Source organism: Paenibacillus sp. FSL K6-1566, from assembly GCF_038050475.1.
In the GTDB taxonomy this organism is placed as follows: domain Bacteria; phylum Bacillota; class Bacilli; order Paenibacillales; family Paenibacillaceae; genus Paenibacillus_AQ; species Paenibacillus_AQ lactis.
On sequence record NZ_JBBOSR010000001.1, the window covers coordinates 1,797,966 to 1,822,226 of the forward strand.

A 24,261-nucleotide genomic window follows, 5' to 3' on the forward strand; every position below is an offset into this window, starting at 1 on the left:
AAGGGCTTTTTTTGTTTTCACGCCGCCGATGTGATATTAACGCCCTGCTTGGGCGGCTAAAACATTTTGGGATGGCAAAACTGATTAACAGTGACGGAGGTACGAAAATATGGAAGAAAAGCAAACGCAATCTCAGACGCAAATGCCGACGACGTATGACCCGAAGGCTGCGGAGCAAAAATGGTACCCTTATTGGAAGGAAGGCGGCTATTTCGAAGCGGGCAAGCGTCCGGACGCGAAGCCCTATACGATCGTAATCCCGCCTCCGAACGTGACGGGAATGCTTCATATCGGCCATGCTCTTGATTTCACGCTGCAAGATATCCTGATCCGCTTCAAACGCATGCAGGGCTACGATGCGTTGTGGCTCCCCGGCTCCGACCATGCGGGAATTGCTACGCAGGCGAAGGTAGAGCAGAAGCTCCGTGAGGAAGGCGTTACCCGCTACGATCTCGGCCGCGAGAAATTCCTCGAGAAGGTATGGGAGTGGAAGGAGCTGTACGCTGGCACCATTCGCGATCAATGGTCGAAGATCGGTCTGTCCCTCGATTACTCCAGAGAACGCTTTACGATGGACGAAGGGCTGTCGGACGCGGTTCGCCAGGTGTTCGTCAAGCTTTATGAAAAAGGGCTGATTTACCGCGGCAAGCGGATCATCAATTGGGACCCGGCTGCCCGGACCGCTCTGTCCGATATTGAAGTAGAATATAAAGAAGTGAACGGGCATCTGTATCATCTGGAATATCCGCTCAAAGACGGCAGCGGCTCCATCACGGTCGCGACGACCCGTCCGGAGACGATGCTTGGCGATACGGCTGTCGCCGTTCATCCGGAGGATGAGCGCTATAAGGATATGATTGGCAAAACTTTGGTTCTGCCGATCGTGGGGCGTGAAATTCCGGTCATTGCCGATGAGTATGTGGAGAAGGAATTCGGCAGCGGCGCCGTGAAAATTACGCCTGCGCATGATCCGAACGATTTTGAGATGGGACTGCGGCATAATTTGCCTCAAATTACGGTGATGGACGAGTCGGGAACGATGAACGAGTTTGCCGGTCGGTATGAAGGTCTGGACCGCAGTGAATGCCGCAAGCAAATCGTCAATGATCTCAAGGAGTCCGGCGTTCTTATCCGGATCGAAGACCATGTTCACCAGGTTGGACACAGCGAGCGAAGCGGTGCGGTGGTAGAGCCTTATTTGTCAACGCAATGGTTTGTTAAAATGCAGCCGCTCGCCGAAGCGGCAATCGAGGCACAGAAGTCCGGCAATGGGGTAAACTTCGTTCCTGAACGGTTCGAGCGCACCTATCTGCACTGGATGGAGAACGTCCGCGACTGGTGCATTTCCCGGCAATTGTGGTGGGGGCATCGGATTCCGGCCTGGTATTCCGAATCCACCGGCGAAGTCGTTGTCGCAATGAACGAGGAAGAAGCGCGCGCGAAGCTCGGCAAGGATGATCTGAGACAGGATGAGGACGTGCTGGATACGTGGTTCAGCTCGGCATTATGGCCGTTCTCGACGATGGGCTGGCCGAACGAGGACAGCGAGGACCTGAAGCGCTACTATCCGACCAGCGTACTCGTAACCGGATATGACATCATTCCGTTCTGGGTATCGCGGATGATTTTCCAAGGGCTTGAATTTACGGGGCAAATGCCGTTTAAGGATACGTTGATCCACGGCTTGGTTCGTGACAGCGAAGGCCGCAAAATGTCGAAATCGCTGGGCAACGGCATCGATCCGCTTGAGGTCATCGAGAAGTACGGCGCAGATGCGATGCGTTACATGATTTCGACAGGCAGCACACCGGGGCAGGATCTGCGGTTCCGCTGGGAGCGCGTCGAGCAGGCACGAAACTTCGCGAACAAAATTTGGAACGCATCCCGCTTTGCGCTCATGAATCTGGAGGGCTTCACCGCCGCCGATATTGATATTTCCGGGGAGCTCGGCACCGCCGATCGCTGGATTCTGCATCGACTCAACGAAACTTCCCGCGATATTACGCGTCTAATTGATGCCTACGAATTTGGCGAAACCGGTCGACTGCTCTACAATTTCATCTGGGATGATCTGTGCGATTGGTATATTGAATTTGCGAAGCTGTCCCTCTATGGCGAGGATCAGGCAGCCAAGAAAAAGACGCAATCGGTGCTTGCTTACGTGCTGGATCGCACGATGCGCCTGATTCATCCGTTCATGCCGTTCATCTCGGAGGAAATCTGGCAGCATCTGCCGCATGAGGGCGAGACCGTGATGCTGGCTTCCTGGCCGGTCTATGATCCGGCGTTCGAGAATCCGGAGTCGGTTGCGGAAATGAACCTGCTGATGGATGTCATTCGTGCGGTCCGCAACATCCGGGCCGAAGTGAATGTGCCGATGAGCAAAAAGGTCGAGCTCCTGCTCAAGCCGGTGAACGAGCAGATCGCGGGCATTATCGACCGCAACGCCGATTATATCCGCCGATTCTGCAATACGTCGGAATACCAGTCCTCGCTCGGGCTGGCAACGCCGGAGAAGGCCATGACTGCGGTTGTTACCGGTGTTGAATTATTCCTGCCGCTGGCGGGATTGATCGATATTGCGCAGGAGATCGCCCGTCTGGAGAAGGAGATTCAGCATCTGAACAGCGAGGTCGAACGGGTGGAGAAGAAGCTGAACAACCCCGGCTTCGTATCCAAGGCGCCTGAAAAAGTCATTGAAGAAGAACGCGCGAAGCTGGCAGATTATTCGGATAAACGCAGCAAGGTCATCGCGCGTATTGAAGAATTGAGAGGCTAAACAGCTTATGAATCTGGACCAGAAGGTGAAATCGATGGGGGATCATTCGGGAGCTGCCGTTGCAGCTCCATTCCAAACGTATGAGGAAGCGGTAGATTGGATCAACGGGTTAGTGGCATTCGGGATTCGTCCGGGCATGGAACGGATCCAGCAGCTGATGCAGCGGCTTGGTCATCCCGAGCGCCGCTTGAAATTTATCCATGTGGCCGGGACGAACGGCAAGGGGTCGACCTGTGCGTTTCTGACGAAGACGCTGCTCCAAGGCGGATTCTCCGTCGGAACGTATACGTCCCCTTATATCACGAAGTTTACAAACCGGTTCCAATATAACGGCGAAGACATTCCCGAGGAGACGCTGCTTGCGCTTGCTAACCGCTTGCAGCCGCTCGTTGAGGAAATCGCGCAATCAGGCCTTGGTTCACCGACCATGTTCGAGGTGTCTACGGCACTGGCCATCCTGTATTACGCCGAGGTGAGCTATCCCGACGTCGTGGTATGGGAGACCGGGCTGGGCGGCCGCCTCGATGTGACCAACATCGTGCATCCGATCGTATCGGTGATCACGAATATCGGGATGGATCACACCGACGTTCTGGGGGACACCATTGAGGAGATCGCAAGGGAAAAGGCCGGCATTATTAAGCCCGGCGTGCCGGTGGTAAGCACCGTCACGCAGCCGGAGGCCATAGCGATTCTGAAGGAGACGGTGGAGCGGAACCGGACGACGCTGTATCTGGCCGGTGAGCAATTCACCTATGAACCCCTTCGCAGCGATGAAGAAGGCCAGACTTTCCATTTCCAAGGACCGTTCCGGAGCATGGATATCAATATATCCATGCAGGGAGAGCATCAATGCGCGAATGCCGCGCTGTCGATGATGACTTTGGAAGTCCTTCGCCAGTACATGGCTTTTATCGTGGAGGATGATGATCTGCGCCAAGGCTTTAAGGAGACATTCTGGGCGGGAAGACTGGAGCTTGTGCAGAGCTCGCCGCGGATCGTTCTCGACGGGGCGCATAATCCGGAAGGGGCGGAGGCCCTGGCCAAAAGCCTGCCGCAGATCTATAAATACCGGAAGCTGAACTTGATGATGGGAATGCTGGCGAATAAGCATCATGATTCGTATTTGCAGCATATACTGCCAATAGTGGATACGCTTATCCTGACCGAACCGGATTTCCGGAAGAAATTGGACGCCAAGGCGTTAGGGGACATCGTAGAGCAGGTGAGGGAGCAATATGCGAAACGTACACTGCAAATCATCATAGAACCAAATTGGAAAAACGCACTTGAAGAGTTGAAGTCACGGACGGAAGCGGAGGATCTTGGGGTGGTGTCGGGCACGTTGTACCTGATTGCCGACGTGCGTTCCAGCCTCCTGGGCCTTTCCGATTCTGAAAAAGGTTGGTGATATCTGTTGAATACATCAGAACATGTTCATTTCATCGGAATTGGCGGCTATGGGATGAGCGCCATTGCACGAGTTATGCTGGAGATGGGTTATAAAGTCACGGGTTCTGACGTGGCATCTCAGGAATTGACAGAAAAGCTGGCGGCCAAAGGCGCCAAAATATATATCGGACATACGGCGGAGCAGGTGAAGGGAGCAGATCTCGTCGTCTACTCGACCGCATTGTCCAAGGATAATGTGGAGCGAGTCGAGGCGGAGAAGCTCAATATTCCTGTTCTTCACCGCGCCCAGATGCTGGCCCGCCTGCTGAATGAACGCAAGGGTGTGGCCGTTGCGGGGGCGCACGGCAAAACGACCACTTCATCGATGATCGCCCTCGTCATGGAAGAGTGCGGAGCGGATCCGACATTCATCATCGGCGGCGAAATCATGAACGTCGGCACGAATGCCAAAGCCGGCGAAGGCGAGCATGTCGTAGCGGAAGCGGACGAGAGCGACGGCTCATTCCTGCAATATCATCCATGGCTTGGCGTCGTGCTCAACATCGAAGCCGATCATCTTGAAAACTACGATGGCGACTTCAATCGTCTGAAAGCGGCCTATGTGCAGTTCCTCAGCCAGATCAAAGAGGACGGCACGGCGGTCGTATGTGCGGACGACGCGAATATCCAGGCCATTCTACCGGAGCTGCGCTGCAACGTGACGACGTACGGCATTCATTCGGATGCCGATTATACGGCGACCCAGCTTGTGCTGGGCGATCGTCATGTCAGCTTCAAGATGCTTCACCGTGGACAGGAGCTGGGAACGGTCGAATTGTCCGTGCCCGGCAAGCATAATGTTTATAATGCGATGGCAACGGTTATCAGCTGCCTGAAAGCCGGCATTTCATTCGAAGCGATCGCAAGAGCGATCGTGAAGTTCAACGGGGCGAAGCGCCGGTTCCAGGTGCTCGGGGAATCGAACGGCATCCTGGTGATCGACGATTACGCGCACCATCCGACGGAGATTGAAGCGACCATCAGCGCCGCCAAAGCGACGGGCAAGCGAATTATTGCCGTCTTCCAGCCGCAGCGGTATTCAAGAACCTTCTTCCTCCTGGATGCGTTCAGCCGAGCCTTCGGTGACGCGGATGAGGTGATCATTACGGACATTTATTCCCCGGCCGGCGAGAAGCAAATCGAGGGCATCAGCTCGGCAAAGCTGGTCGAATTGATCGTGCAGAACAGCAATCCGGGCGCGCGCTATTTGCCGACGAAGGAAGATGTCCTGAGCGACTTGAAGGACCGGGTCAAGGACGGAGACCTTGTCCTCACGATGGGGGCCGGCGACATCTGGAAGGTTGGAGCGGCACTCGCGGAATCCATAAAAGGCAAGTAAGATTACGATTACACCATGCCGTCAGGCGCGAGCTTATGCACTTCAGAGCATAGCTCACCGGATCCTGACGCGTCAGGGCCCGTTTTCCTTTGTTCGGACACGAACACGGTGAAACGGGCCCTTATTTGTTCTTTTCTCCGCCGCACATAACTTGCCAAGCCCTATCATATAGCTAGGTATAGAGAGGACAAGTGAGGTGTGTGAATATGAACAAAGCGCGGATGACCATCCGTTTTGACCATGACCCTCCCAAACCGAATCATCGGAACGGCAGGGGCATGCAGGAAGAGCCCGGCACGAATGAACTGGGGGTTTCAAACTGGAATACGCCCAGCGATTGGGATTTCGAGAGGCTGGGGATGGAGGATGATGGAGCACCCGGAAGCTGGAATTCAAACGGCTTCATCGACCATTCGGCTTCATCGGCCGATCCCAAACCAGAGCATCTGCGCGTTGTTCATCCCGAGGCAAAGACGGATCAGCCGGATGCGTTGGATGATCGGAGGCTGCGCAGCAGCCGGGACTCCTCGCGAAGAGGACGGCTGGCCGAGGAGAGAAGACGGCTTCAGGCTGCCAATGAGCAGTTGGCGGGCAATGGCAATCCGGAGCACCCGGATCCATATCAGGATCTTCCTGAGGTATGGGATGGCGGCGCGATTGACTCCCACTCCCGTACGGGAAAATTCTCAGCAGTACCTCCGCAGCAAGATCCATGGGAAAGCGGACAACAGGACGGGGTTTTCTATGAGGGAACACAGGGAGATGATTACAGCTATTACCGGACGAAGCGGCCGACGTCCTTCTGGAAGATGGCGGCTGCGGTCAGTGCAGCGGTCATCACCGGGTTAATGTTCGGGTACATGGTTCTGACGATGTTTAACGGCGGCGCCGGCAGCAATAACAATGGGGATATATCGGCGCCAGGGACGGGCAGTGAGACGGTGATTGAAAACGAAGCGGGAACGGGAACGGGTGAAAGCACGGAGACACCGGCACCTTCCGGACAACAGCCTGCCACGGCCGTGCAAATTCCGGGATCGACCTTCTATATGCTGCAGTACGGTGTTTTCAGCACGCCCGAGCGCGTGGAGCAGGCGAAGAGCGAGCTGCTGGCGGCAGGAATCGCGGCCGGAGGGGATCCGAATGAGGAAAATCGGGTCTATGCGGGCATATCGCCGGATCGGGAACAGGCCAAGCTGCTGAGCAATCAGCTCAAGGCCGAAGGGGTCGAGCTGTACGTGCGGGAAATTTCCTTGCCGCAGGCCGAGCCCCGGGTGTATTCCGGTGAAGCGAAGACGCTTACGGACTATTTTACGGTCAGCGGCCAGCTGGTCTCCGAGCTGAGTGCGCTGTCTGCTTCTCTATTGGGCCAACAGGAGGGGGGAGGGCCGGCAGCTGCGGAAGCGATGAAGAGCGTGACAAACCTCCATCAGCAGTGGATCCAATCGGTCAAGCAGCTGTCTGAAGGACTGGGACCGGAGTCTCTGGCCGTGCTCCCAATGATGGAACAATCCATGAATGGATCGGTTATGGCGCTCTCCGAATATATCAAAAATCAATCCAAGGGGCATTTGTGGGAGATTCAAACAGGCATGATGAACTATATCATGGGCCAGAAGAAGCTCCTGGACGGCCTATAATTTCAAATCATCGTAAAATCCGGCAAGGAATTGGAAATAGTTCCCCCTGCCGGATTTCTGTTTGTATTGCTTATCGATTCACCGTATAATAATTAGGGTGTCAAAAAATGGCGAGGGAAGAGGATGCATGAAGAAAAATAAAGGAATGCTCATCTTATTTTTGCTGTTAGGGTGGCTTGCCGGCACATGGATCGCGAAGGCGCTTGAGCCGGTTAAGGCGGTGTCGTTTCTAACGGCGTCTACGCCCATCAAGTGGTCCCCTTCAGCCGACCTTGACATCATCATTTACGACATTAACCTTGAACTTCATTTCAGCCTGCTTAGTCTGCTGGGCATCATTGCAGCGATCTGGCTATACCGCAGGCTCTAAGACATGACAAAGGAGACTATCCCCCTTGAAAGAGAAGAGAAATCGCCGTATAATACTGGCTTCGACCTCTCCTCGGCGTCAGGAGCTGATCGCCTCCCTTCGAATTCCATTCGAAATCGTGCCGAGTGAAGCGGATGAGGATACGCCTGCAGAATGGTCTCCGGACCGGATTGTAGAATCGCTGGCTCTCCGTAAGGCGGAGGCGGTTCGCCGCAAGCTGAATACGGACCAGGGCGGCGGGATTATCGTCGGAAGCGACACGGTTGTTGTACTGGAGGATCTCGTGCTGGGGAAACCGGTGGATCATGACGATGCGGTGCGAATGCTGACCATGCTTCAGGGACGCGCTCACCGGGTATTTACGGGAGTTGCATGCATCGATCTGGCATCGGGCGCGATCAAGGTGTCTCACCGCGAAACCAAAGTGAGCATGAAACGCTTGAGTCCGGATGCGGTTGAAGCTTATGTAAGGAGCGGCGAGCCGATGGACAAGGCCGGTGCGTATGCGATTCAGGGCCTTGGAGCAACGCTTATCGAAGGTATTGAGGGCGACTATTTTAATGTCGTCGGCCTTCCGCTTTCTCTGCTGTCGGACATGCTGTCTGAGATGGGGATGGATGTACTAACCGAATCGTAGATATAAAGGCTGATCGGTTCGCTGTCCTTGGGAGCACCCGGGGCAAGCTGAAACCGATTGATTTTATTCTTAGAAAGTAGGGGAATCTATGGAGTCGCCAACATTATTGCTGCGCGACATCCCCCATGACGAACGACCAAGAGAACGCATGATGCATTATGGGGCGAGCGCACTGAGCCATGCGGAATTGCTGGCGATATTGCTTCGAACAGGAACCCGCCAGGAATCTGCCGTACATATAGCGCAGCGGCTGCTTAAGGAAGCCGGAGGAATCCGGCAGCTCGTGGACCTCAGCATCGAAGAACTTACGCAAATTAAAGGAATTGGAACCGCCAAGGCCGTTCAGCTGAAGGCTGGCATAGAGCTTGGACGGCGATTGGCGGCATCCAGGCATGTGGAGCCTGTCATTATACGCAATCCGCATGATGCAGCGGAGCTGCTCAGTGAACAGATGCGATATTTGCAGAAAGAGCATTTTGTCTGCTTGTTTTTAAATACGAAGAACCACGTCATCGCCCAGGAAACGTTATCGATGGGGAGCCTCAACGCTTCCATCGTTCATCCCCGCGAGGTGTTCAGAGCGGCTATCAAATGCAGCAGTGCGTCGCTGGTATGCGCGCACAACCATCCAAGCGGAGATCCGACGCCCAGCCCGGAAGACATCTCCCTTACCTCCCGTCTGGTGGAGGCGGGACAGATTGTCGGGATCGACGTGCTGGATCATCTGATTATCGGGGACGGATCGTTCGTAAGTTTGAAGGAACGGGGCTTGATGTAATATAATAGTTCAGATTGAGGAAGAAAGGGAGATACATCATGTTGGGTGGTTTTACAAAAGATTTGGGAATCGATTTGGGGACGGCGAATACGCTGGTCTATGTCCGCGGTAAAGGAATTGTCGTGAGGGAGCCGTCTGTGGTTGCACTGCGTACGGATACAAAGACGATTGAGGCGGTCGGCGAGTCCGCAAAGAAAATGATCGGACGTACGCCGGGCAACATCCGTGCCATCCGTCCGATGAAGGACGGCGTCATTGCAGATTTTGATACGACGGCAACGATGATTAAGTATTTTATTCGCCAAGCGCAGAAGCAGCGCTCCGTTTTCCCGCGCCATCCGAATGTGATGGTCTGTGTTCCTTCGGGCATTACGGCGGTTGAACAGCGTGCGGTAGAGGATGCAACCAAGCAAGCCGGCGCACGCGAGGCGTATATCATTGAGGAGCCGTTCGCGGCCGCGATCGGCGCGGACCTGCCTGTATGGGAGCCGACCGGCAGCATGGTAGTCGATATCGGAGGCGGCACCACCGAGGTTGCGGTTATCTCGCTCGGCGGCATCGTAACGAGCCGTTCGGTTCGCGTTGCCGGCGATGAGATGGATGATTCTATTATTTCCTATATCAAACGACAATATAATCTGATGATCGGTGAGCGCACCGCCGAGCTGTTGAAGATGGAAGTCGGCTCCGCCATGCCGCTTGAAACGGTGGAAACGATGGAAATCCGCGGGCGCGACCTCGTAACCGGTCTGCCGAAGACCATTACGATTACGTCCGATGAGATTAGCGAAGCGCTGGCTGACACGATCAACGCCATTGTGGATGCGGTGAAGGTTACGCTGGAGAAATGTCCTCCGGAGCTTGCTGCGGATATTATGGACCGCGGTATCGTCCTGACCGGCGGCGGCGCGCTGCTGCGCAACCTGGACAAGCTGCTTGCCGAAGAGACCGGCATGCCGGTGATCGTTGCCGAGAATCCGCTGGACTGCGTGGCGATCGGTACGGGCAAGGCGCTCGAAAACATCCACCTGTTCAAATCCCGGAGCAGCTCTGCCGTCCGTTCCAAACGGTAGACCCAAGATGCGTGTAAACCCCTAATGTTGGGAGAGAAAAACAGTAAGGTTAGAGGGTGTTGCAACTGTTTAAGCTGCTAGGCAACAAGCGCTTGTTCATCATGCTCATCGGGCTCGTGGCGTTTATCGCGATCATGGGATTTACGCTCGGTCCGAGAGCTTCTTTATCTTGGCCTGAGAAATTCGTTAAAGATACGGTCGGTTTTGTGCAAAGCGTATTTTACAAGCCCGCTGCCTATATAGCGGGTTTCTTTGAAGACGTGCGGAATATGAAGGCGGTCTATGAGGAGAATGAAGAGCTTCGTAGGGCGGTTGCGCAGTATTCGCGAGAGAGTGCGAATTACAATACGATAAAAGCGAAGTACGAGAGGCTTCGGGATAATCTCCGATTTACGCAAAACCAGAAAAACCGGGATAAATATGATTACCGTACGGCAGAGGTGATCGCTGTCAATTCGGATCCGAACAACCGGACGCTTGTCGTCAATTTGGGCGAGCGCGACGGCATCCGGCCGAACATGTCGGTCACTACGGTTGACGGCATGGTGGGCATCGTAAGCAACGTGAGCAATTTCACCTCCACGGTGAAGCTGCTGACAACGATGGATGCCCAGGACCCGAATCCGCAGCCGATCTCGGTTACGGCGATCGGCAAGGAGGACAAAACCTTCGGCATCGTGGAAACTTACGACGAGAAGACCAACACGCTGCTCATGACACGGGTTGCGGAGGATGATCCGATTGCGGAAGGAGACAAGATTATTTCGTCCGGCGCGGGCGGCGTCATTCCGCCGGGCCTGATCATTGGAACCGTAGATAGCGTCCAGATCAGCCAATTCGGGCAGAGCAGAACCGCAACGATTACGCCTGCCGCCAAATTCGAGGACTGGAGATATGTCATTATCGTGGTTACCCCAGAGGAGCCGAAATGATGGCGCGCAAGCAGATTCTCATTCTCCTGTTGTTCGTTTTGTTCATCCTGCAAGGCACGGTGTTCTTCTGGTTAACGCCGAGCTCGCTGCAGCTGCAGATCTATCCTAATTTTGTTCTGGTCGCCATATTTTTCGTCTCGATCTATTATCACCGCCATACCGGCCTTGTGCTCGGACTTATATTCGGTATGCTTCATGACATCGTATACTACGGCGAAATGATCGGCACTTATTCTTTTGCTATGGGCATATCCGCATATTTGCTGGGACTTGTGTTCAAGGCGCCGCGTGCTCCGCTGCCGATGATGATGACGATCGTCATCTTGGGAAGCCTGCTGTTCGATAGCACGCTGTTTGGTATCTACAAGGTATTCCGGCTTAATCCGACCTCTTACAATTGGTCGCTGCTGCATCATATGCTGCCGAATCTCCTCGTTCACTTTGCCTTTGCTTTGGCGATTTATGTCCCGGTCCGCAAGCAGCTGGAGCTGATCGCGAAATATCAGCGAAGAAAGACTGCTTCCTAAGCCCACGCCAAGACATTTTACGAAGACTAGCAGGAACTTGAAGGTTTGAGCGCGAAATGTACTAGGATGGGAGGGACAGGTCTTATGGCTGTAAAATCCAATCATGTGACGATTAAGGGCATTAAGGATGGCCTGGTATTCCTGCTTGACGATCAATGTGAGCTCGACGAGCTGCTCCAGGAGCTTAGGTATAAGCTGGAGCACAGTCACCAGAATATTTTGACCGGACCGATCATTCATGTGGATGTAAAGCTGGGATCCCGTAAAGTATCCGAAGAAGAAAAACAGATGATTCTCGATATATTGAAGCAAAAAGGAAATCTTCTAATCCGCAATGTAGAGTCCCCGCCGATCGAGCCGGAGACCCCTCCCGGCAGCCAGCTGGAGCTGATGACGGGAATCGTGCGATCAGGGCAGGTGCTGCACCATGATGGAGATCTCCTATTCCTAGGAGACGTCAATCCCGGGGGCGTCATTACGTGCACCGGAGATATATACATACTGGGCGCGCTGCGCGGAACCGCGCATGCCGGTGTGGACGGCAACGAAGAAGCGATTATTGCCGCTTCGTATTTCGCTCCTACCCAGCTCCGGATTTCTCAAATGATCAGCCGGCCGCCGGACGAATGGGAGACGCGCGAGACGGTCATGGAATTTGCTTATTTGAAGAACGGAAGCATGGAGATCGACAAGATCAGCAACATCTCACGTTTGGGTCGGGATTTTAATGTGTTTAAAGGGGTGTAGTACATGGGAGAGGCAATCGTCGTAACTTCTGGTAAGGGCGGAGTCGGTAAAACGACGACATCGGCGAACATCGGCACAGCTTTAGCACTCTTGGGAAAAAAAGTGTGTTTGGTGGATACGGATATCGGTCTGCGCAATTTGGATGTCGTCATGGGCCTGGAGAACCGGATTATTTACGACATATGCGACGTTGCAGAAGGGCGATGCCGGCTCAATCAAGCGTTGATCAAGGACAAGCGCTTTGACGATCTGTATATGCTGCCTGCAGCCCAGACGAAGGATAAGAACGCGATTTCTCCGGATCAAGTGAAGGATATCGTTCTCGAACTCAAGAAAGAATTCGAATACATCATCATCGATTGCCCTGCAGGAATCGAACAGGGCTTCAAGAATGCAATTGCCGGCGCCGATAAAGCCATCGTCGTTACGACGCCGGAGAACGCAGCCGTTCGGGACGCAGACCGGGTTATCGGGCTTCTGGAGAGCTCCCATGTGGAATCGCCGAAGCTGATCGTGAACCGGATCCGTCCGAACATGGTGAAGACCGGCGACATGCTCGAGATTGAAGATGTGCTGCAGGTGCTGAACATCGATTTGATCGGCATCGTGCCCGATGACGAGAAGGTGATCAAGGCGGCCAATAGTGGGGAGCCGACCGTAATGAATCCGGATTCCCAAGCGGCGATCGCCTATCGGAACATCGCACGCCGAATTCTTGGTGATACCGTGCCTCTGATGCAGATTCATCAGAAAAAGGGCATGTTCACCAAGTTCAAGAAGTTTTTCGGAATGGGTTAAGCGAAGTTTCAGTTTCATATAGAGCAGCAGGGGTATCCCAACAGATCTTGGATCTGGCGGGATACCCCTTTTTTTCTGTTGGAAGCCGCTCCGTATAGAAAAGGTTCTCGACAGCCTGAGGGGTTCTCAAGAAGGCAACGGCATTTCTACCGGATCCGGCTCATCAAGATGAGCAGGGCTTGTTCTAAACGGCTTTCCCTCCCTCATATGATAGGACAAGAAGAGATCTGCCGAAGGATCTTGAGGCAGACAGACAAACAAGCCCCAAGGGGGAGAGCTTATGGACGTTAAATCCTCAGTGAAACATCGTAGGGAAGCCCGAATCCGGGAGCTGCTCGAGGGCGGGCAGCATTCGCTCCCGCCGGACAAGTCGTGGCCGGCGCTGCCTGGACAAGCGGAGACGGTCAAGCCGGAAGCCAAAGAGCCCGAGGGGGCTCAGAATTCGAAAGTCAGACCGGCATTGCCCGATCGGTCCTCGGCCGATATGGAGCCGGATCCCGAGCGGCTCTGGAAGCAGCAGGGATATCGCGGCTGGTACGACACTATAGATCCCGGCGACGCTCCGAATCCGCCGCGAAGGGGATCCTTTCTGCCCGGCCTTGTTCGACGCCTCGTCGTGAGCGCGCTGCTGTTCGGCATCGTGTGGGGGATATTTTCCATGCAGCAGCCATGGGCTCTGCGAACGCAGGCCTTTATCATCGAAGGGCTGAGCCGTGAGATGGATTTCCGCGCGGCCCAGGTATGGTACGAAGAGCATTTTGGAGAAGCTCCATCCTTTATTCCGATTTTCGGGCAAACCGATGAGCACTCCACCAAAGTGAATGCATCCACATCGCTCATTCCTCCGCTTGAAGGCAGGTTGGTGCAATCCTTTGCTGTAGATCTGAAGGGAATCGTGCTGGAAGCCGCAGGAGGATCGTTATCCCAGCGGGCGGTCAGAAGCATTGAGACCGGCCGGGTACTGGAGGTGACAGAGCATCCGGAGAACGGGATATCGGTTTTAATTCAGCATACGGGAAACCGGAAGGCGATTTACAGCAGACTGGCGGAGACCGGGCTGAAGGTCAACGATTGGGTGCAGGGCGGAGATCCGATCGGTACGCTTCAATCGACGGATTCGGGCAGTCCCCCGACGCTTTATTTTGTTCTCAAAGAGGGCAACCGGGACGTGGACCCTGCGGAAGTGATGCCGCTTGATTAATTTTAAGGGGACAGCCCTGTCGCTGCATCCGCTTTTTGTCATCGTCATGCTGGCTTCCGTCGTAACGGGACGTTTTCTCGAGCTGCTTACATTATTCATCATCGTCTTTATCCATGAATTAGGTCATGCCGCCGCCGCTGCAGCGATGGGGTTCAAGGTGAGAGCCATTCAGATGCTGCCGTTCGGCGGCGTTGCTGTTATAGAGGACGATGGGCGGATGACGGCATGGAAGGAAATCGTCATCGCGCTTTCAGGTCCGCTCCAAAATGCCATCATGATCGGACTTGCCCTCTGCTGCCGCTGGGCCGGCTGGGGAGACGAGGCGATGCTGGCTTATATTATCCAGGGAAATGTGATGATCGCTCTATTCAATCTCCTGCCGATTCTGCCTCTTGATGGAGGAAAGGTGCTCCAGGCGCTGATCAGTTTAATCGCTCCTTACCACGCAACGCTGGTATGGACTTCCCGGGCCGGCATATGCGGCAGTCTGCTGATGATCGCTTACGGACTTGCTCCCTTATCCTCCGGCGGCGGGATCCGCCTCAACCTGCTGATGATCGGGCTGTTTCTGGCATACTCCAACTTTGAGGATCACCGGAATGTACCTTACCGTTTTCTCCGATTTCTTGTGCAGCGCAGCGAGATTTATGAACGAAATTTGGAGCGGCTCGGACCTGCACAGCCGATCGTAGCCGATTCTGCGAAACCTTTGAGTGATATCATGCGTCTATTTAAAAGAGAGAAGTATCATTTGATATATGTGATGGGCGGACCGGGCCGTTTGCTCGCCGTTGTGCCTGAACAGCATGTCATCTCTTCGTACTTCGCATCAAATGGACCACCCTGATATGCGTAAAATCGTAAACATCATGAGGGAGACACAGGGTGGGGCCGATTCTGTCTGCTTCATTCATCCAAATTGTGGTAGGATAGAATCATAGAGTTCGTCTTCCGTTTGTGAGGTGAAGCCATGAGGCAAATGATCGTTCATTGTGAACATGAGAACATTCAGATGGCTCTCATCGAGGATGGGAGATTAGCGGAGTTCGCGGTTGAGCGAAATTCCGAGCAGAGTGTAGTCGGAAGCATTTACAAGGGAAAGGTTGTCAATGTGCTGCCCGGGATGCAGGCAGCCTTTGTCGATATCGGACTGAAGAAGAACGCATTTTTATATGTTGATGATGTGCTTCATCCGCATCTTGAGAAACAGCCGAAGCAGAAACCCTCGATCTCGCAGCTGCTGACCGTCGGCCAAGAGCTGATCGTTCAAGTGATGAAAGAGCCGAGAGGAGGCAAGGGAGCCAGGGTGACAACGCATTTCTCCCTTCCGGGCAGATGCATGGTATACATGCCGACAGCCGATTATGTCGCCGTCTCGAAGAAGATCGAGCGCGATGCGGAGCGCAGCCGGCTGAAGGGGATTGGAGAGCAGCTGCGGACCGGGGAAGAGGGCATCATTATCCGGACGGTTTCGGAGGATGAGCCCATCGATTTTATCCGCAGTGATCTTGAGTTTTTAAGGGAAGAATGGGCGAGAATAACGGAAAAGGCACGGAAGCTTCAAGCTCCCGCTTTGCTCCATCGGGATCTTGGCCTTTTGCAGCGCCTGATCAGGGATTCATTTGATCCTTATGAGGATGAGCTCGTGATTGACAGCCTGCCCAAAGCCGAGGAGACGATTAGCTACCTGAAGGACAGCGTCCCGGGCATCGAGCCAAAGGTTATCCATTATTCGGAGAGCGTCCCGCTCTTCCAGGCTTACGGGATTGATGATCAGCTGAAGACCGGCTTCGCAAGAAAGATTGCGCTGCCGGAAGGGGTTACGATCGTCATTGACCAGACGGAAGCGATGACCATTATCGATGTCAATACCGCGAAATATATCGGCGGGGATAATCTGGGCGAGACGATTCTCCAGACCAACCTGCTGGCCGCTCGCGAGATTGCACGCATATTGCGGCTGTGGGACATCGGAGGGATCATCATCGTCGACTTCATCGATATGGAGCGCGAGGAGCATCGGCATCAGGTAGCGGCGGCAATGGAGGAGGCGATCCGGAAGGATCGGAGCAAGACCTTTGTCGTAGGCTGGACCAAGCTGGATTTGCTGGAAATGACCCGTAAGAAAGCGAGAGAGAGCATGCCGCTGCCCTTTGCCAAGCCTTGCGGTGCCTGCGGAGGGAGAGGCTTTGTTCTTCCTTCTGGAGGTTGACGTTGAATAAGGATTATGATATTATCATTGGGTATGTGTGAAGTAATCTATTGCTGCACATGCTGTAACCGCTCCGGTTGGGTTTATAAGCGCTGTTCAGGTATGGACAGTCACCTTTTCCAGGCGAGTCTGAGACATAGGGAGGTGCAAGCAAATGTACGCTATTATCGAAACAGGCGGTAAGCAATACAAAGTTCAAGAGGGCGATGTATTGTTCATCGAGAAGCTGAATGCAGGTGACGGAGAGAGCGTGACTTTCGACCGTGTACTGGCCGTTTCCAAAGAGGACGGACTGGTAGCAGGTACTCCGGTTGTAGCCGGTGCAACTGTGACTGCGAAAGTGGAGAAGCACGGTAAAGGCCGCAAGGTCGTTGTATACAAATACAAGCCGAAGAAGAACTACCACAAGAAGCAAGGTCATCGTCAGCCTTATACGAAAGTAACCATCGAGAAGATCCAAGCGTAAGAGGGTGCGGTAAGTGATTACGGTACAGATCCTGCGCGGGGAAGATGGACGAATCCGTAGCTTTAAGGTTGAGGGACATGCGGGCTATGCCGATCCCGGACAAGATATCGTGTGTGCCGGAGTATCCAGCATCACGGTGGGGACGGTCAATTCCGTCGAGGCTCTTACCGGAATCGTTATGGAGACCCGGATGAAGGGCGGCTTTCTCAGCGCGAATCTTCCGAAGAGTGCAGACGAATCTGCATTGGGTCAAGTTCAGCTGCTTCTCGAGTCGATGGTTGTCATGTTGCAGGGAATTGCCGATTCATACGGCAAATATATACGAATACAAGAATTGACTACTTAAAGAAGGAGGTAGACAACATGTTGAAATTGGATCTTCAGTTATTCGCATCGAAAAAAGGTGTAGGTTCCACGAAGAACGGTCGTGACAGTGAAGCGAAGCGCCTTGGCGTGAAGCGTGCGGACGGTCAAGTTGTGACCGGCGGCAGCATCTTGGTTCGTCAACGTGGTACGAAAATTCACCCAGGCACGAACGTGGGTATCGGTAAAGACGATACTTTGTTTGCGAAAGTGGACGGCGTTGTGAAATTCGAACGTTGGGGCCGTGACCGCAAGAAAGTGAGCGTCTACCCGGTTGAAGTCGCTCCTGTAGCGGCTGCAGTGGAAGCTTAATCGTTTCTTATACTGCTTACAGAAGAAGCCTTTCGGCATCGTTGCCGGGGCTTCTTTTTTTAATTATAAGAAGGGGCTTGCTTCACTCCGTGGGCGGGGTATCCGGTCGTCGAGTTGGTTAGCATCTTCGAAGCCAAGGTGGAGTAACCGTTAGCCTGCAGCGCCTTCGATCGCTGGCCTTCCACCGTAATTCGTATTGAAATTTGCCAAGATCATCATCCAGGGGATGAACCATGCGGAAAGACTGTGATATACTGAGATCTGGTGAATGTAACCAATTGCTGTTGAAAGACGAGGAGAAGCGATGAAATCCTGGATATGGATAACGGCTGGGGCCGGTTTAACCTCAGTCTTGCCGGTAGCATGGATGGTATGGAAGCCTAGTCTCGCAGCGGGTGCCGTAACGGCGATCTGGGCTGCGGCTGCTTCGGTTGGCGCTGCATGGCTTGTGCTGCGGTCGGAGAAGCGCAGGCAGCAGGCGATCGTTCGGAATATGGAGCACGCGTCGATTCGGATGTTGAATCATCACCGACATGATTGGATGAATGAACTTCAAATTTTATACGGCTATATTCAATTAGGCAAGCTTGATAAATCCGTGGCTTGTGTGGAAAGAATAAAAGAGCGGATGGCGCTGGAGAGCAAAATATCCAAGCTGGGCATCCCTTCTCTGGTTTTTTATTTACATTCATACCGGACCTCCGGCAACAATCTGCAGCTGGAAGTTGACATTGTGGATCAAGTCCAGTTGGAAGGCAAGGTCTCGCCAGGAACGGCCGATCGGGTGGCCGAAACGATTATTCGGACGGTCAAGGCTTTCCAGATGAGCGGGAAGGCGTCATGGGGAGAAACCCGGGAGTTAGCGTTAACATTTATGCAGCAGGAGCATGAGCTGATTGTATGGGCACAGGGTGAAGGAGACTTCGGAGAACCCGACAGCTTAAGGCTTCAGATCGAACAAGCCGTACAGGACGAAGGCGTTCGGGTGGAACAGACGGAGCCGGGGGAACCCACGTACCGCTTATACCTGCCGTTAGTGACTTGAGGAAGGTGATATCATGTTTGTAGATAAAGCGAAAGTTTACGTAAAAGGCGGAGACGGAGGAGATGGCCTCATTGCATTCCGCCGTGAGAAGTATGTGCCTGAGGGCGGCCCTGCCGGCGGTGACGGCGGCAAAGGCGGCGATGTCATATTTCGAGTGGATGAAGGACTGCGTACGCTGATGGATTTCCGTTACCAGAAGCATTTTAAGGCCAAGCGCGGAGAAAAGGGACGGAACAAAAGCCAGCATGGCGCCAACGCTGAAAATTTGATTGTGCGCATACCGCCCGGCACGATCCTGATGGATGACGACACGGGCGAAGTGATCGGGGATCTGACCCGGCATGGGCAGCAGGTCGTTGTAGCCAGAGGCGGACGCGGGGGACGGGGAAATATCCGTTTCGCAACGCCAAACAATCCTGCGCCGGAGCTCGCCGAGAACGGTGAAGAGGGCGAAGAGCGATACGTCGTAATGGAGCTTAAGGTCATGGCCGATGTCGGCTTGGTCGGCTTCCCGAGCGTCGGCAAGTCTACGCTGTTATCGGTCGTTTCCGCTGCGCAGCCAAAGATTGGAGCCTATCATTTTACGACCATCACGCCAAATCTCGGTATGGTGGAAGTGGGCGATGGCCGAAACTTCGTCATGGCCGATCTGCCCGGATTGATCGAGGGCGCCCATGAGGGCGTCGGACTCGGACATGAGTTCCTCCGGCATGTAGAGCGGACGCGCGTCATTATTCATGTGGTAGATATGGCCGGTACGGAGGGCAGGGACCCGTTCGAGGATTGGGAGAAGATCAATGATGAGATCAGGCTCTACAATGCGGCTCTGATGGACCGCCCGCAAATTGTGGCTGCCAATAAGATGGATATGCCTGAAGCCGAAGAGAATCTGGCCGTCTTCACCGAGAAGGTAAAGGCGATCCGCCCGGACATTGAAGTTATGCCCATTTCTTCACTGACCCGTCAAGGGATCCAGGAGCTTCTGTACCGAACGATGGATATTCTTGAGAGCATGCCGGAAGAGCCAACGGTGGAAGAGGTGACCGAGGTTGCCGAGCGGAAGGTCTACAAGTTCAAAGCCCAGAATGACAACTCGTTCACGATTACCCGCGACAATGAAATGTATGTCGTGCACAGCGAACGGATCGAGCGGATGCTGAAGCGGATGCAGATGAATTCGCATGACGCGATTCTGAAGCTTGCCCGGACCATGCGCCATATGGGTGTGGACGAGGAGCTTCGCAAGCGCGGTGCAACGGAAGGAACAATTGTACGAATCGGCGATTTTGAATTCGAGTTTGTTGAAGGAAGCAGCTATTATTAAGAGCAGAACAGAAGGATGGAACATCCCCCAATCGGGGCCTTCGAGCGCCGCTGATTTTGTTTGATAAAGAGATACCGCTAAGTCTGTATGCAAGCAGGCTTGGCGGTTTTTTTGTACGCTAAAGAGCGCGAATATGCCCGCATTCCCAAATTTTTCATCCATTTACCAGTCAAATCGTATACAATAGTAGTACATTTGTACCTTTTTTTATTGATCATCAGATCGGACGAACCGTGCAAAAGGAGAGCAGAACTATGGCAATCATTGACGTTGTTAAATTTGAAGGCCCGCCGGATGTGTTTGCTTGGCGTTATCCGAACCAGGAACTGGGCACCTGGACCCAACTTATCGTTCATGAATCGCAGGAGGCGATTTTATATAAGGGCGGCCAAGCCTTGGATTCCTTCTCTGCAGGCAGGCATACGCTAAGCACTGCAAACATTCCGATTTTATCGAATATCATCAATCTTCCGTTCGGCGGCAAATCCCCGTTTACCGCTGAAGTATGGTTTATCAACAAAATGCGCTCACTGGATGTGAAGTGGGGGACGAGCGCGCCGATACAGCTCCAGGATCCCAAATATAATATTATCGTCTCCGTGCGGGCATTCGGACAGTTCGGGGTCCAGATCAGCGATCCGAGAAAATTTTTGGGGAAAATGGTCGGCACGCTGCCAACCTTTGATCAAAGCACCTTGGTCAAATATTACCGGGGGGTGCTTATGTCCAATATTAAGGATATCATCTCCTCGTACATCATTTTCAAAAAAATCAGCGTCGTCGAAATCAGCGCCTATATGACGGAAATATCAAAGCACATTATGGAAGCGATTGCTCCATCGTTCGATGAGATGGGGATTACGCTGCTCAATTTCTTTGTCGATTCCATCAACATACCGGAAGATGACCCCGCGGCTCTTCGAATTAAGGAAGCATTGGCGAAGAAAGCGGAAATGGACATTATCGGCTATACATATCATCAGGAGCGGACCTTCGATACGCTGGAAGGAGCCGCGAAGAATCCCGGGAGCCCGGCGGGAATCATCGGCAGCGGGCTGGGCGTAGGGATCGGCATGGCTGGTCCGGTATATGAGACGATGACCCGAGTGTTAAGGGACACTGAGGTACCGACTGCGGACGGCCCCGGACTGAAGCCAAGAGCCTGTACCGAGTGCGGAACGTTGATCGACGAGCATTCCCGGTTTTGTTCAGGCTGTGGTCAGCCGGCCCATGTGCAGAAGCCGGACAAGCCGGCTCGCGATATTTTGTGCACCGATTGCGGTCATGTGATCCCCCGTCATGCGAAGTTTTGCCTGAACTGCGGAGATCCGTACAGAGCCTGCCCATCCTGCGGCTATGATTATCCGGCGAATGCCAAGATATGCGCGGAATGCGGCGCCCAGCTGCCGATCCCTTGCCGGGAATGCAGCCACTTGCTGGACCCGGGGGCGAAATTCTGTCCGAACTGCGGAGCAAGCCATAGGCTTCAATGCACTAACTGCAATCATGAGGTACAGCCGGGGCAGAAGTTCTGCATGGAATGCGGGCATCGGTTAATGGAAAGTGAAAGCGGTGATCCATCATGACGTCAAGAGTCGCAACTCGAAACGGTTTCTGGTTGGCTGCCGCGATCGTGCCGGTGGCAACGATACTGCTATTCGGTTTTATTGGCGGGCTGACCGATATCAACGCGTGGATGTCCGGCATTGCCATTGGTTTCGCTGAGGCGTCTGTGCTTCTTTTTACCGGATCCTGCATCCATCAACGCAGACGCAAAGCTGCTGCCTCCAAGGCCCCTTTTACGATCGCCATGGGCTTCATTATCGGGGTGTATGCCGTATCCGTCATCCTTGAGGTGATTTTGCTGGGAAACCTGTTTAAGCTCTCAGGGCCGGCGTATCTCAAAATCCATGCGATGACGTTATTGGGATTTGCCGTTGTTTTGGCTTTAGTCTCTCTGATCGGCAGGTATGCATTCGCTCATGAGGAGAAGGAGGGGGAGCACACAGCAAGGAAGCGTGAAACGGTCGCTTGGGTTGGAGCGATCCGGGGAAAGCTGAACCTGCTGTCAGGCGAGGATATCCCCTTGCTGGATCGGGATTTGGCTGAACTGGAGGAGACGCTTCGCTACAGCGATCCCATTCCCCATGCCTCCCTCCATGAAATGGAGCATTTGATCCGGGAGAAAATCGCGGTATTGGAAGATCAGGTGACACTGATCGGTGAAGTCAGCGCCGAAGCCCGCCCGGAGGTGGCCGAGGAAACGGCACGCATGATCCGGGATATCCTCAGAACGGTGCAGGACCGTAATATGCAGCTTTTACATGCAAAAGCAGGTTCTACATAAAAGCAGATCAAGGAGATAACGTATGGGTATGCCTTTGAAACCTTATAAATTGAAATTTTCCACAACCGATGCCCTTATCCTCGTGGCTGCCGTTTTATTTTTTCCGCTAGCGATGGTGCTGGCCGCCATTCGATTGATTGCCACCCAGCGTCGAAACAGCTGCAAGGGGAGAAATTACAGGCTCTTGGGCTGGGTATTGCTAATTACGTTTATGGTCCTTGAGTTTTTGATGATCGTCGGCAGCACCGGCACCGGGGAGACCGGGAGTCTTTCGGAAGTCACGATCTTCTTGGGAATCGTTTTTCTGCTTCCGGCAGTCATTTTGTTCGTGATCGGACACAAGCGGGACCAAAGCTTCGGAATGCTGATCGAGGTTTATACGGATGCCATCGTGCGAAGGAGGCTGTTCCATATCCCGTATATCGCCCAGGCGGTTAGGCAGGGACCGGAGCAAGTGATCCGGGATTTGAATGATATGTTTCGCATGCATTTGCTCCCCCATGGACGGATCGAGAACGGGGTCGTGAAAATCCCGTCCTTGCGGAGCCGAGAAGACTTCAGCGAAACCAGTGGTGCACAGAGCCTTGATGAGCAGCTGAATTCGGTCCTGAATCAAGCAGCCGTGATTTTGACGGCAGAGCGGACGGAGACACCGGAAGAGGACGGCCCGTATTGGATAGAATGCCCCGGATGCGGTGCGAAATCGTCCGTGGCCCGCGGCGAGCACAAGGAGTGCGACTATTGCGGCACGCTGCTGAGGCACAGCAGGATCGGGTAGACGGAGGGTTCGAAAAAGGGGGATCTGCCCAAGCCCCTTCTAAAGCACTGGTCGCCTTGATCGAGTGGCCCCAAGCGTGTAAGGATAAAAGCCGGCCTGCGCGACAAGTCCCTTTTAGGGACTTGTTTGCTACTGCGGCGCTGGATTGGGCGCGACAAGTCCCTTTTAGGGACTTGTTTGCTACTGTGGCGCTGGATTGGGCGCGACAAGTCCCTTTTAGGGACTTGTTTGCTCCTGCAGCGCTGGATTGGGCACAACAAGTCCCTTTAAGGGACTTGTTTGCTATTTCAGCGCTGGATTGGGCGTGACAAGTCCCTTTTAGGGACTTGTTTGCTTCTTCAGCGCCGGATTGGGCGCGACAAGTCCCTTTTAGGGACTTGTTTGCTCCTGCAGCGCTGCATTTGGCCCCACAAGTCCCTTTTAGGGACATGTTTGCTGTCGCGGGCCCGAGTACTTCATTCTCAACTTTAAGCGTAGTATGGGCGTTTTTTCTTCGCTAAATTTACATTTTTACAGGGTTAACGATGAGTTCCTATAAAATTTGCGATATAGTATAGGTTATAGCCTGGACATGAAGATGCTGCCAACGCGAAAAAAGGGACATTTATGTATTGCCCTTGCCCGATATATCCAGTATAATGTCCACTATACGAAAACAGTAGTCTTTGAGGAGAGGACGTTTTGTGAAGGAACGCTATTATTTGGTCCGGGAAGACATCCTTCCCGAAGCTGTGGTCAAAACGATGCAGGTGAAGAAGCTGCTGGCCTCCGGCGACGTCAAGACGGTCCATGAAGCTGTTGAGCAGGTAGGGCTTAGCCGCAGCGCCTTTTATAAGTATAAGGATGGCATCCATCCGATCAATCAGCTGGAGCGGGATGAAATTGTCACCATATCGATTGATATGGAGCACCGTTCGGGCATGCTGTCAGAGGTGCTTGGATTGGTTGCCGGTGAAGGCGGCAATGTGCTGACCATCCACCAGAGCATTCCTTTACAGGGGATCGCAAACGTGGTGATCTCTGTTGAGGTCTCCCGTTTGATTGAAGAGCTCGACGATTTGTTGGACGGTCTGCGCCGGATCACCGGCGTACGCAAAGTACAGATGATCGGGCAAGGATAATTCGTTTCATGGTTAAGTAA

Annotated in this window: 24 protein-coding genes and 1 other annotated feature; all 24 genes read left to right on the forward strand. The window is 53.6% G+C overall.

Features of this window, described 5'->3' with window-relative positions; translation table 11 throughout:
* Positions 1-109: 109 nt before the first annotated feature.
* The 24 genes from NST08_RS07620 (at position 110) to NST08_RS07735 (ending at position 24,241) form a co-directional block, all read left to right on the forward strand.
* Positions 110-2,779: a valine--tRNA ligase gene (locus tag NST08_RS07620; RefSeq protein ID WP_007130734.1), complete on the forward strand. Its 2,670-nt coding sequence runs from the start codon at positions 110-112 to the stop codon at positions 2,777-2,779.
* Between the two features lie 7 nt (positions 2,780-2,786).
* Complete coding sequence (locus NST08_RS07625) at positions 2,787-4,190, forward strand: bifunctional folylpolyglutamate synthase/dihydrofolate synthase (RefSeq protein ID WP_007130733.1); 1,404 nt, start codon at positions 2,787-2,789, stop codon at positions 4,188-4,190.
* 6 nt (positions 4,191-4,196) lie between these two features.
* Positions 4,197-5,570, forward strand: coding sequence for a UDP-N-acetylmuramate--L-alanine ligase (gene murC, locus NST08_RS07630; protein WP_028406582.1), 1,374 nt, complete (start codon positions 4,197-4,199; stop codon positions 5,568-5,570).
* A 206-nt stretch (positions 5,571-5,776) separates the two neighbouring features.
* Positions 5,777-7,210: an SPOR domain-containing protein gene (locus NST08_RS07635; RefSeq protein WP_028406581.1), complete on the forward strand. Its 1,434-nt coding sequence runs from the start codon at positions 5,777-5,779 to the stop codon at positions 7,208-7,210.
* 127 nt (positions 7,211-7,337) lie between these two features.
* Positions 7,338-7,580, forward strand: a complete 243-nt coding sequence (locus NST08_RS07640) for a DUF4321 domain-containing protein (protein WP_007130730.1) — start codon at positions 7,338-7,340, stop codon at positions 7,578-7,580.
* Positions 7,581-7,605: 25 nt separating this feature from the next.
* Complete coding sequence (locus tag NST08_RS07645) at positions 7,606-8,217, forward strand: Maf family protein (protein ID WP_210095143.1); 612 nt, start codon at positions 7,606-7,608, stop codon at positions 8,215-8,217.
* A gap of 88 nt (positions 8,218-8,305) precedes the next feature.
* Positions 8,306-8,995 carry a RadC family protein gene (gene radC, locus NST08_RS07650; RefSeq protein WP_007130728.1) on the forward strand — a complete coding sequence of 230 codons (690 nt, stop codon included), beginning with the start codon at positions 8,306-8,308 and terminating at the stop codon, positions 8,993-8,995.
* A gap of 38 nt (positions 8,996-9,033) precedes the next feature.
* Entirely contained in the window at positions 9,034-10,068 is a 1,035-nt protein-coding gene (locus tag NST08_RS07655; protein ID WP_007130727.1) for a rod shape-determining protein, read from the forward strand.
* Between the two features lie 56 nt (positions 10,069-10,124).
* Positions 10,125-11,000: a rod shape-determining protein MreC gene (gene mreC / locus NST08_RS07660; RefSeq protein ID WP_007130726.1), complete on the forward strand. Its 876-nt coding sequence runs from the start codon at positions 10,125-10,127 to the stop codon at positions 10,998-11,000.
* Complete coding sequence (mreD, locus tag NST08_RS07665; protein WP_007130725.1) at positions 10,997-11,527, forward strand: rod shape-determining protein MreD; 531 nt, start codon at positions 10,997-10,999, stop codon at positions 11,525-11,527. Before mreC ends, mreD begins: the two co-directional genes overlap by 4 nt.
* An 84-nt stretch (positions 11,528-11,611) precedes the next feature.
* On the forward strand, positions 11,612-12,274 hold the full coding sequence (minC, locus tag NST08_RS07670) for a septum site-determining protein MinC (RefSeq protein WP_007130724.1): 663 nt from the start codon (positions 11,612-11,614) through the stop codon (positions 12,272-12,274).
* 3 nt (positions 12,275-12,277) lie between these two features.
* Entirely contained in the window at positions 12,278-13,072 is a 795-nt protein-coding gene (minD, locus tag NST08_RS07675; RefSeq protein WP_007130723.1) for a septum site-determining protein MinD, read from the forward strand.
* Positions 13,073-13,352: 280 nt separating this feature from the next.
* On the forward strand, positions 13,353-14,273 hold the full coding sequence (locus NST08_RS07680; protein WP_341034089.1) for a M23 family metallopeptidase: 921 nt from the start codon (positions 13,353-13,355) through the stop codon (positions 14,271-14,273).
* Positions 14,266-15,120: a M50 family metallopeptidase gene (locus NST08_RS07685; RefSeq protein ID WP_007130721.1), complete on the forward strand. Its 855-nt coding sequence runs from the start codon at positions 14,266-14,268 to the stop codon at positions 15,118-15,120. Before NST08_RS07680 ends, NST08_RS07685 begins: the two co-directional genes overlap by 8 nt.
* A gap of 123 nt (positions 15,121-15,243) precedes the next feature.
* Positions 15,244-16,485: an Rne/Rng family ribonuclease gene (locus NST08_RS07690; protein WP_210095141.1), complete on the forward strand. Its 1,242-nt coding sequence runs from the start codon at positions 15,244-15,246 to the stop codon at positions 16,483-16,485.
* Between the two features lie 56 nt (positions 16,486-16,541).
* Positions 16,542-16,626, forward strand: a sequence feature (ribosomal protein L21 leader region).
* Between the two features lie 13 nt (positions 16,627-16,639).
* The gene (rplU, locus tag NST08_RS07695; protein WP_007130719.1) at positions 16,640-16,951 is read left to right on the forward strand and encodes a 50S ribosomal protein L21; all 312 of its coding nucleotides are present in this window, start codon (positions 16,640-16,642) and stop codon (positions 16,949-16,951) included.
* A 13-nt stretch (positions 16,952-16,964) separates the two neighbouring features.
* Positions 16,965-17,297 (forward strand): ribosomal-processing cysteine protease Prp, encoded by a 333-nt coding sequence (locus NST08_RS07700; protein ID WP_341341662.1) that lies wholly within the window; start codon positions 16,965-16,967, stop codon positions 17,295-17,297.
* Positions 17,298-17,314: 17 nt separating this feature from the next.
* Positions 17,315-17,626, forward strand: a complete 312-nt coding sequence (rpmA, locus tag NST08_RS07705; protein ID WP_007130717.1) for a 50S ribosomal protein L27 — start codon at positions 17,315-17,317, stop codon at positions 17,624-17,626.
* Positions 17,627-17,930: 304 nt separating this feature from the next.
* Entirely contained in the window at positions 17,931-18,671 is a 741-nt protein-coding gene (locus tag NST08_RS07710) for a Spo0B domain-containing protein (protein WP_007130716.1), read from the forward strand.
* 13 nt (positions 18,672-18,684) lie between these two features.
* A complete protein-coding gene (obgE, locus tag NST08_RS07715) occupies positions 18,685-19,995 on the forward strand; it encodes a GTPase ObgE (protein ID WP_007130715.1) in 1,311 nt (436 codons plus the stop codon).
* Positions 19,996-20,249: 254 nt separating this feature from the next.
* Positions 20,250-21,581: an SPFH domain-containing protein gene (locus tag NST08_RS07720; RefSeq protein WP_144879859.1), complete on the forward strand. Its 1,332-nt coding sequence runs from the start codon at positions 20,250-20,252 to the stop codon at positions 21,579-21,581.
* Positions 21,578-22,342: a hypothetical protein gene (locus NST08_RS07725; RefSeq protein WP_210095139.1), complete on the forward strand. Its 765-nt coding sequence runs from the start codon at positions 21,578-21,580 to the stop codon at positions 22,340-22,342. Before NST08_RS07720 ends, NST08_RS07725 begins: the two co-directional genes overlap by 4 nt.
* Positions 22,343-22,370: 28 nt before the next feature.
* Positions 22,371-23,120, forward strand: coding sequence for a hypothetical protein (locus NST08_RS07730; RefSeq protein ID WP_251537025.1), 750 nt, complete (start codon positions 22,371-22,373; stop codon positions 23,118-23,120).
* 683 nt (positions 23,121-23,803) lie between these two features.
* Positions 23,804-24,241 carry an ACT domain-containing protein gene (locus NST08_RS07735; protein ID WP_077569210.1) on the forward strand — a complete coding sequence of 146 codons (438 nt, stop codon included), beginning with the start codon at positions 23,804-23,806 and terminating at the stop codon, positions 24,239-24,241.
* Positions 24,242-24,261 lie beyond the last annotated feature (20 nt).

What these genes read in the sequence shown, in the direction of transcription:
- NST08_RS07720 (WP_144879859.1), top strand. Translation starts at nt 20,250, where the DNA reads ATGGCAATCATTGACGTTGTTAAATTTGAAGGCCCGCCGGATGTGTTT.
- NST08_RS07620 (WP_007130734.1), top strand. Translation starts at nt 110, where the DNA reads ATGGAAGAAAAGCAAACGCAATCTCAGACGCAAATGCCGACGACGTAT.
- rplU (WP_007130719.1), top strand. Translation starts at nt 16,640, where the DNA reads ATGTACGCTATTATCGAAACAGGCGGTAAGCAATACAAAGTTCAAGAG.
- NST08_RS07680 (WP_341034089.1), top strand. Translation starts at nt 13,353, where the DNA reads ATGGACGTTAAATCCTCAGTGAAACATCGTAGGGAAGCCCGAATCCGG.
- NST08_RS07690 (WP_210095141.1), top strand. Translation starts at nt 15,244, where the DNA reads ATGAGGCAAATGATCGTTCATTGTGAACATGAGAACATTCAGATGGCT.
- obgE (WP_007130715.1), top strand. Translation starts at nt 18,685, where the DNA reads ATGTTTGTAGATAAAGCGAAAGTTTACGTAAAAGGCGGAGACGGAGGA.
- NST08_RS07655 (WP_007130727.1), top strand. Translation starts at nt 9,034, where the DNA reads ATGTTGGGTGGTTTTACAAAAGATTTGGGAATCGATTTGGGGACGGCG.
- minD (WP_007130723.1), top strand. Translation starts at nt 12,278, where the DNA reads ATGGGAGAGGCAATCGTCGTAACTTCTGGTAAGGGCGGAGTCGGTAAA.
- radC (WP_007130728.1), top strand. Translation starts at nt 8,306, where the DNA reads ATGGAGTCGCCAACATTATTGCTGCGCGACATCCCCCATGACGAACGA.
- NST08_RS07730 (WP_251537025.1), top strand. Translation starts at nt 22,371, where the DNA reads ATGCCTTTGAAACCTTATAAATTGAAATTTTCCACAACCGATGCCCTT.
- rpmA (WP_007130717.1), top strand. Translation starts at nt 17,315, where the DNA reads ATGTTGAAATTGGATCTTCAGTTATTCGCATCGAAAAAAGGTGTAGGT.
- mreD (WP_007130725.1), top strand. Translation starts at nt 10,997, where the DNA reads ATGATGGCGCGCAAGCAGATTCTCATTCTCCTGTTGTTCGTTTTGTTC.
- NST08_RS07640 (WP_007130730.1), top strand. Translation starts at nt 7,338, where the DNA reads ATGAAGAAAAATAAAGGAATGCTCATCTTATTTTTGCTGTTAGGGTGG.
- NST08_RS07625 (WP_007130733.1), top strand. Translation starts at nt 2,787, where the DNA reads ATGAATCTGGACCAGAAGGTGAAATCGATGGGGGATCATTCGGGAGCT.
- NST08_RS07635 (WP_028406581.1), top strand. Translation starts at nt 5,777, where the DNA reads ATGAACAAAGCGCGGATGACCATCCGTTTTGACCATGACCCTCCCAAA.
- NST08_RS07725 (WP_210095139.1), top strand. Translation starts at nt 21,578, where the DNA reads ATGACGTCAAGAGTCGCAACTCGAAACGGTTTCTGGTTGGCTGCCGCG.
- minC (WP_007130724.1), top strand. Translation starts at nt 11,612, where the DNA reads ATGGCTGTAAAATCCAATCATGTGACGATTAAGGGCATTAAGGATGGC.
- NST08_RS07710 (WP_007130716.1), top strand. Translation starts at nt 17,931, where the DNA reads ATGAAATCCTGGATATGGATAACGGCTGGGGCCGGTTTAACCTCAGTC.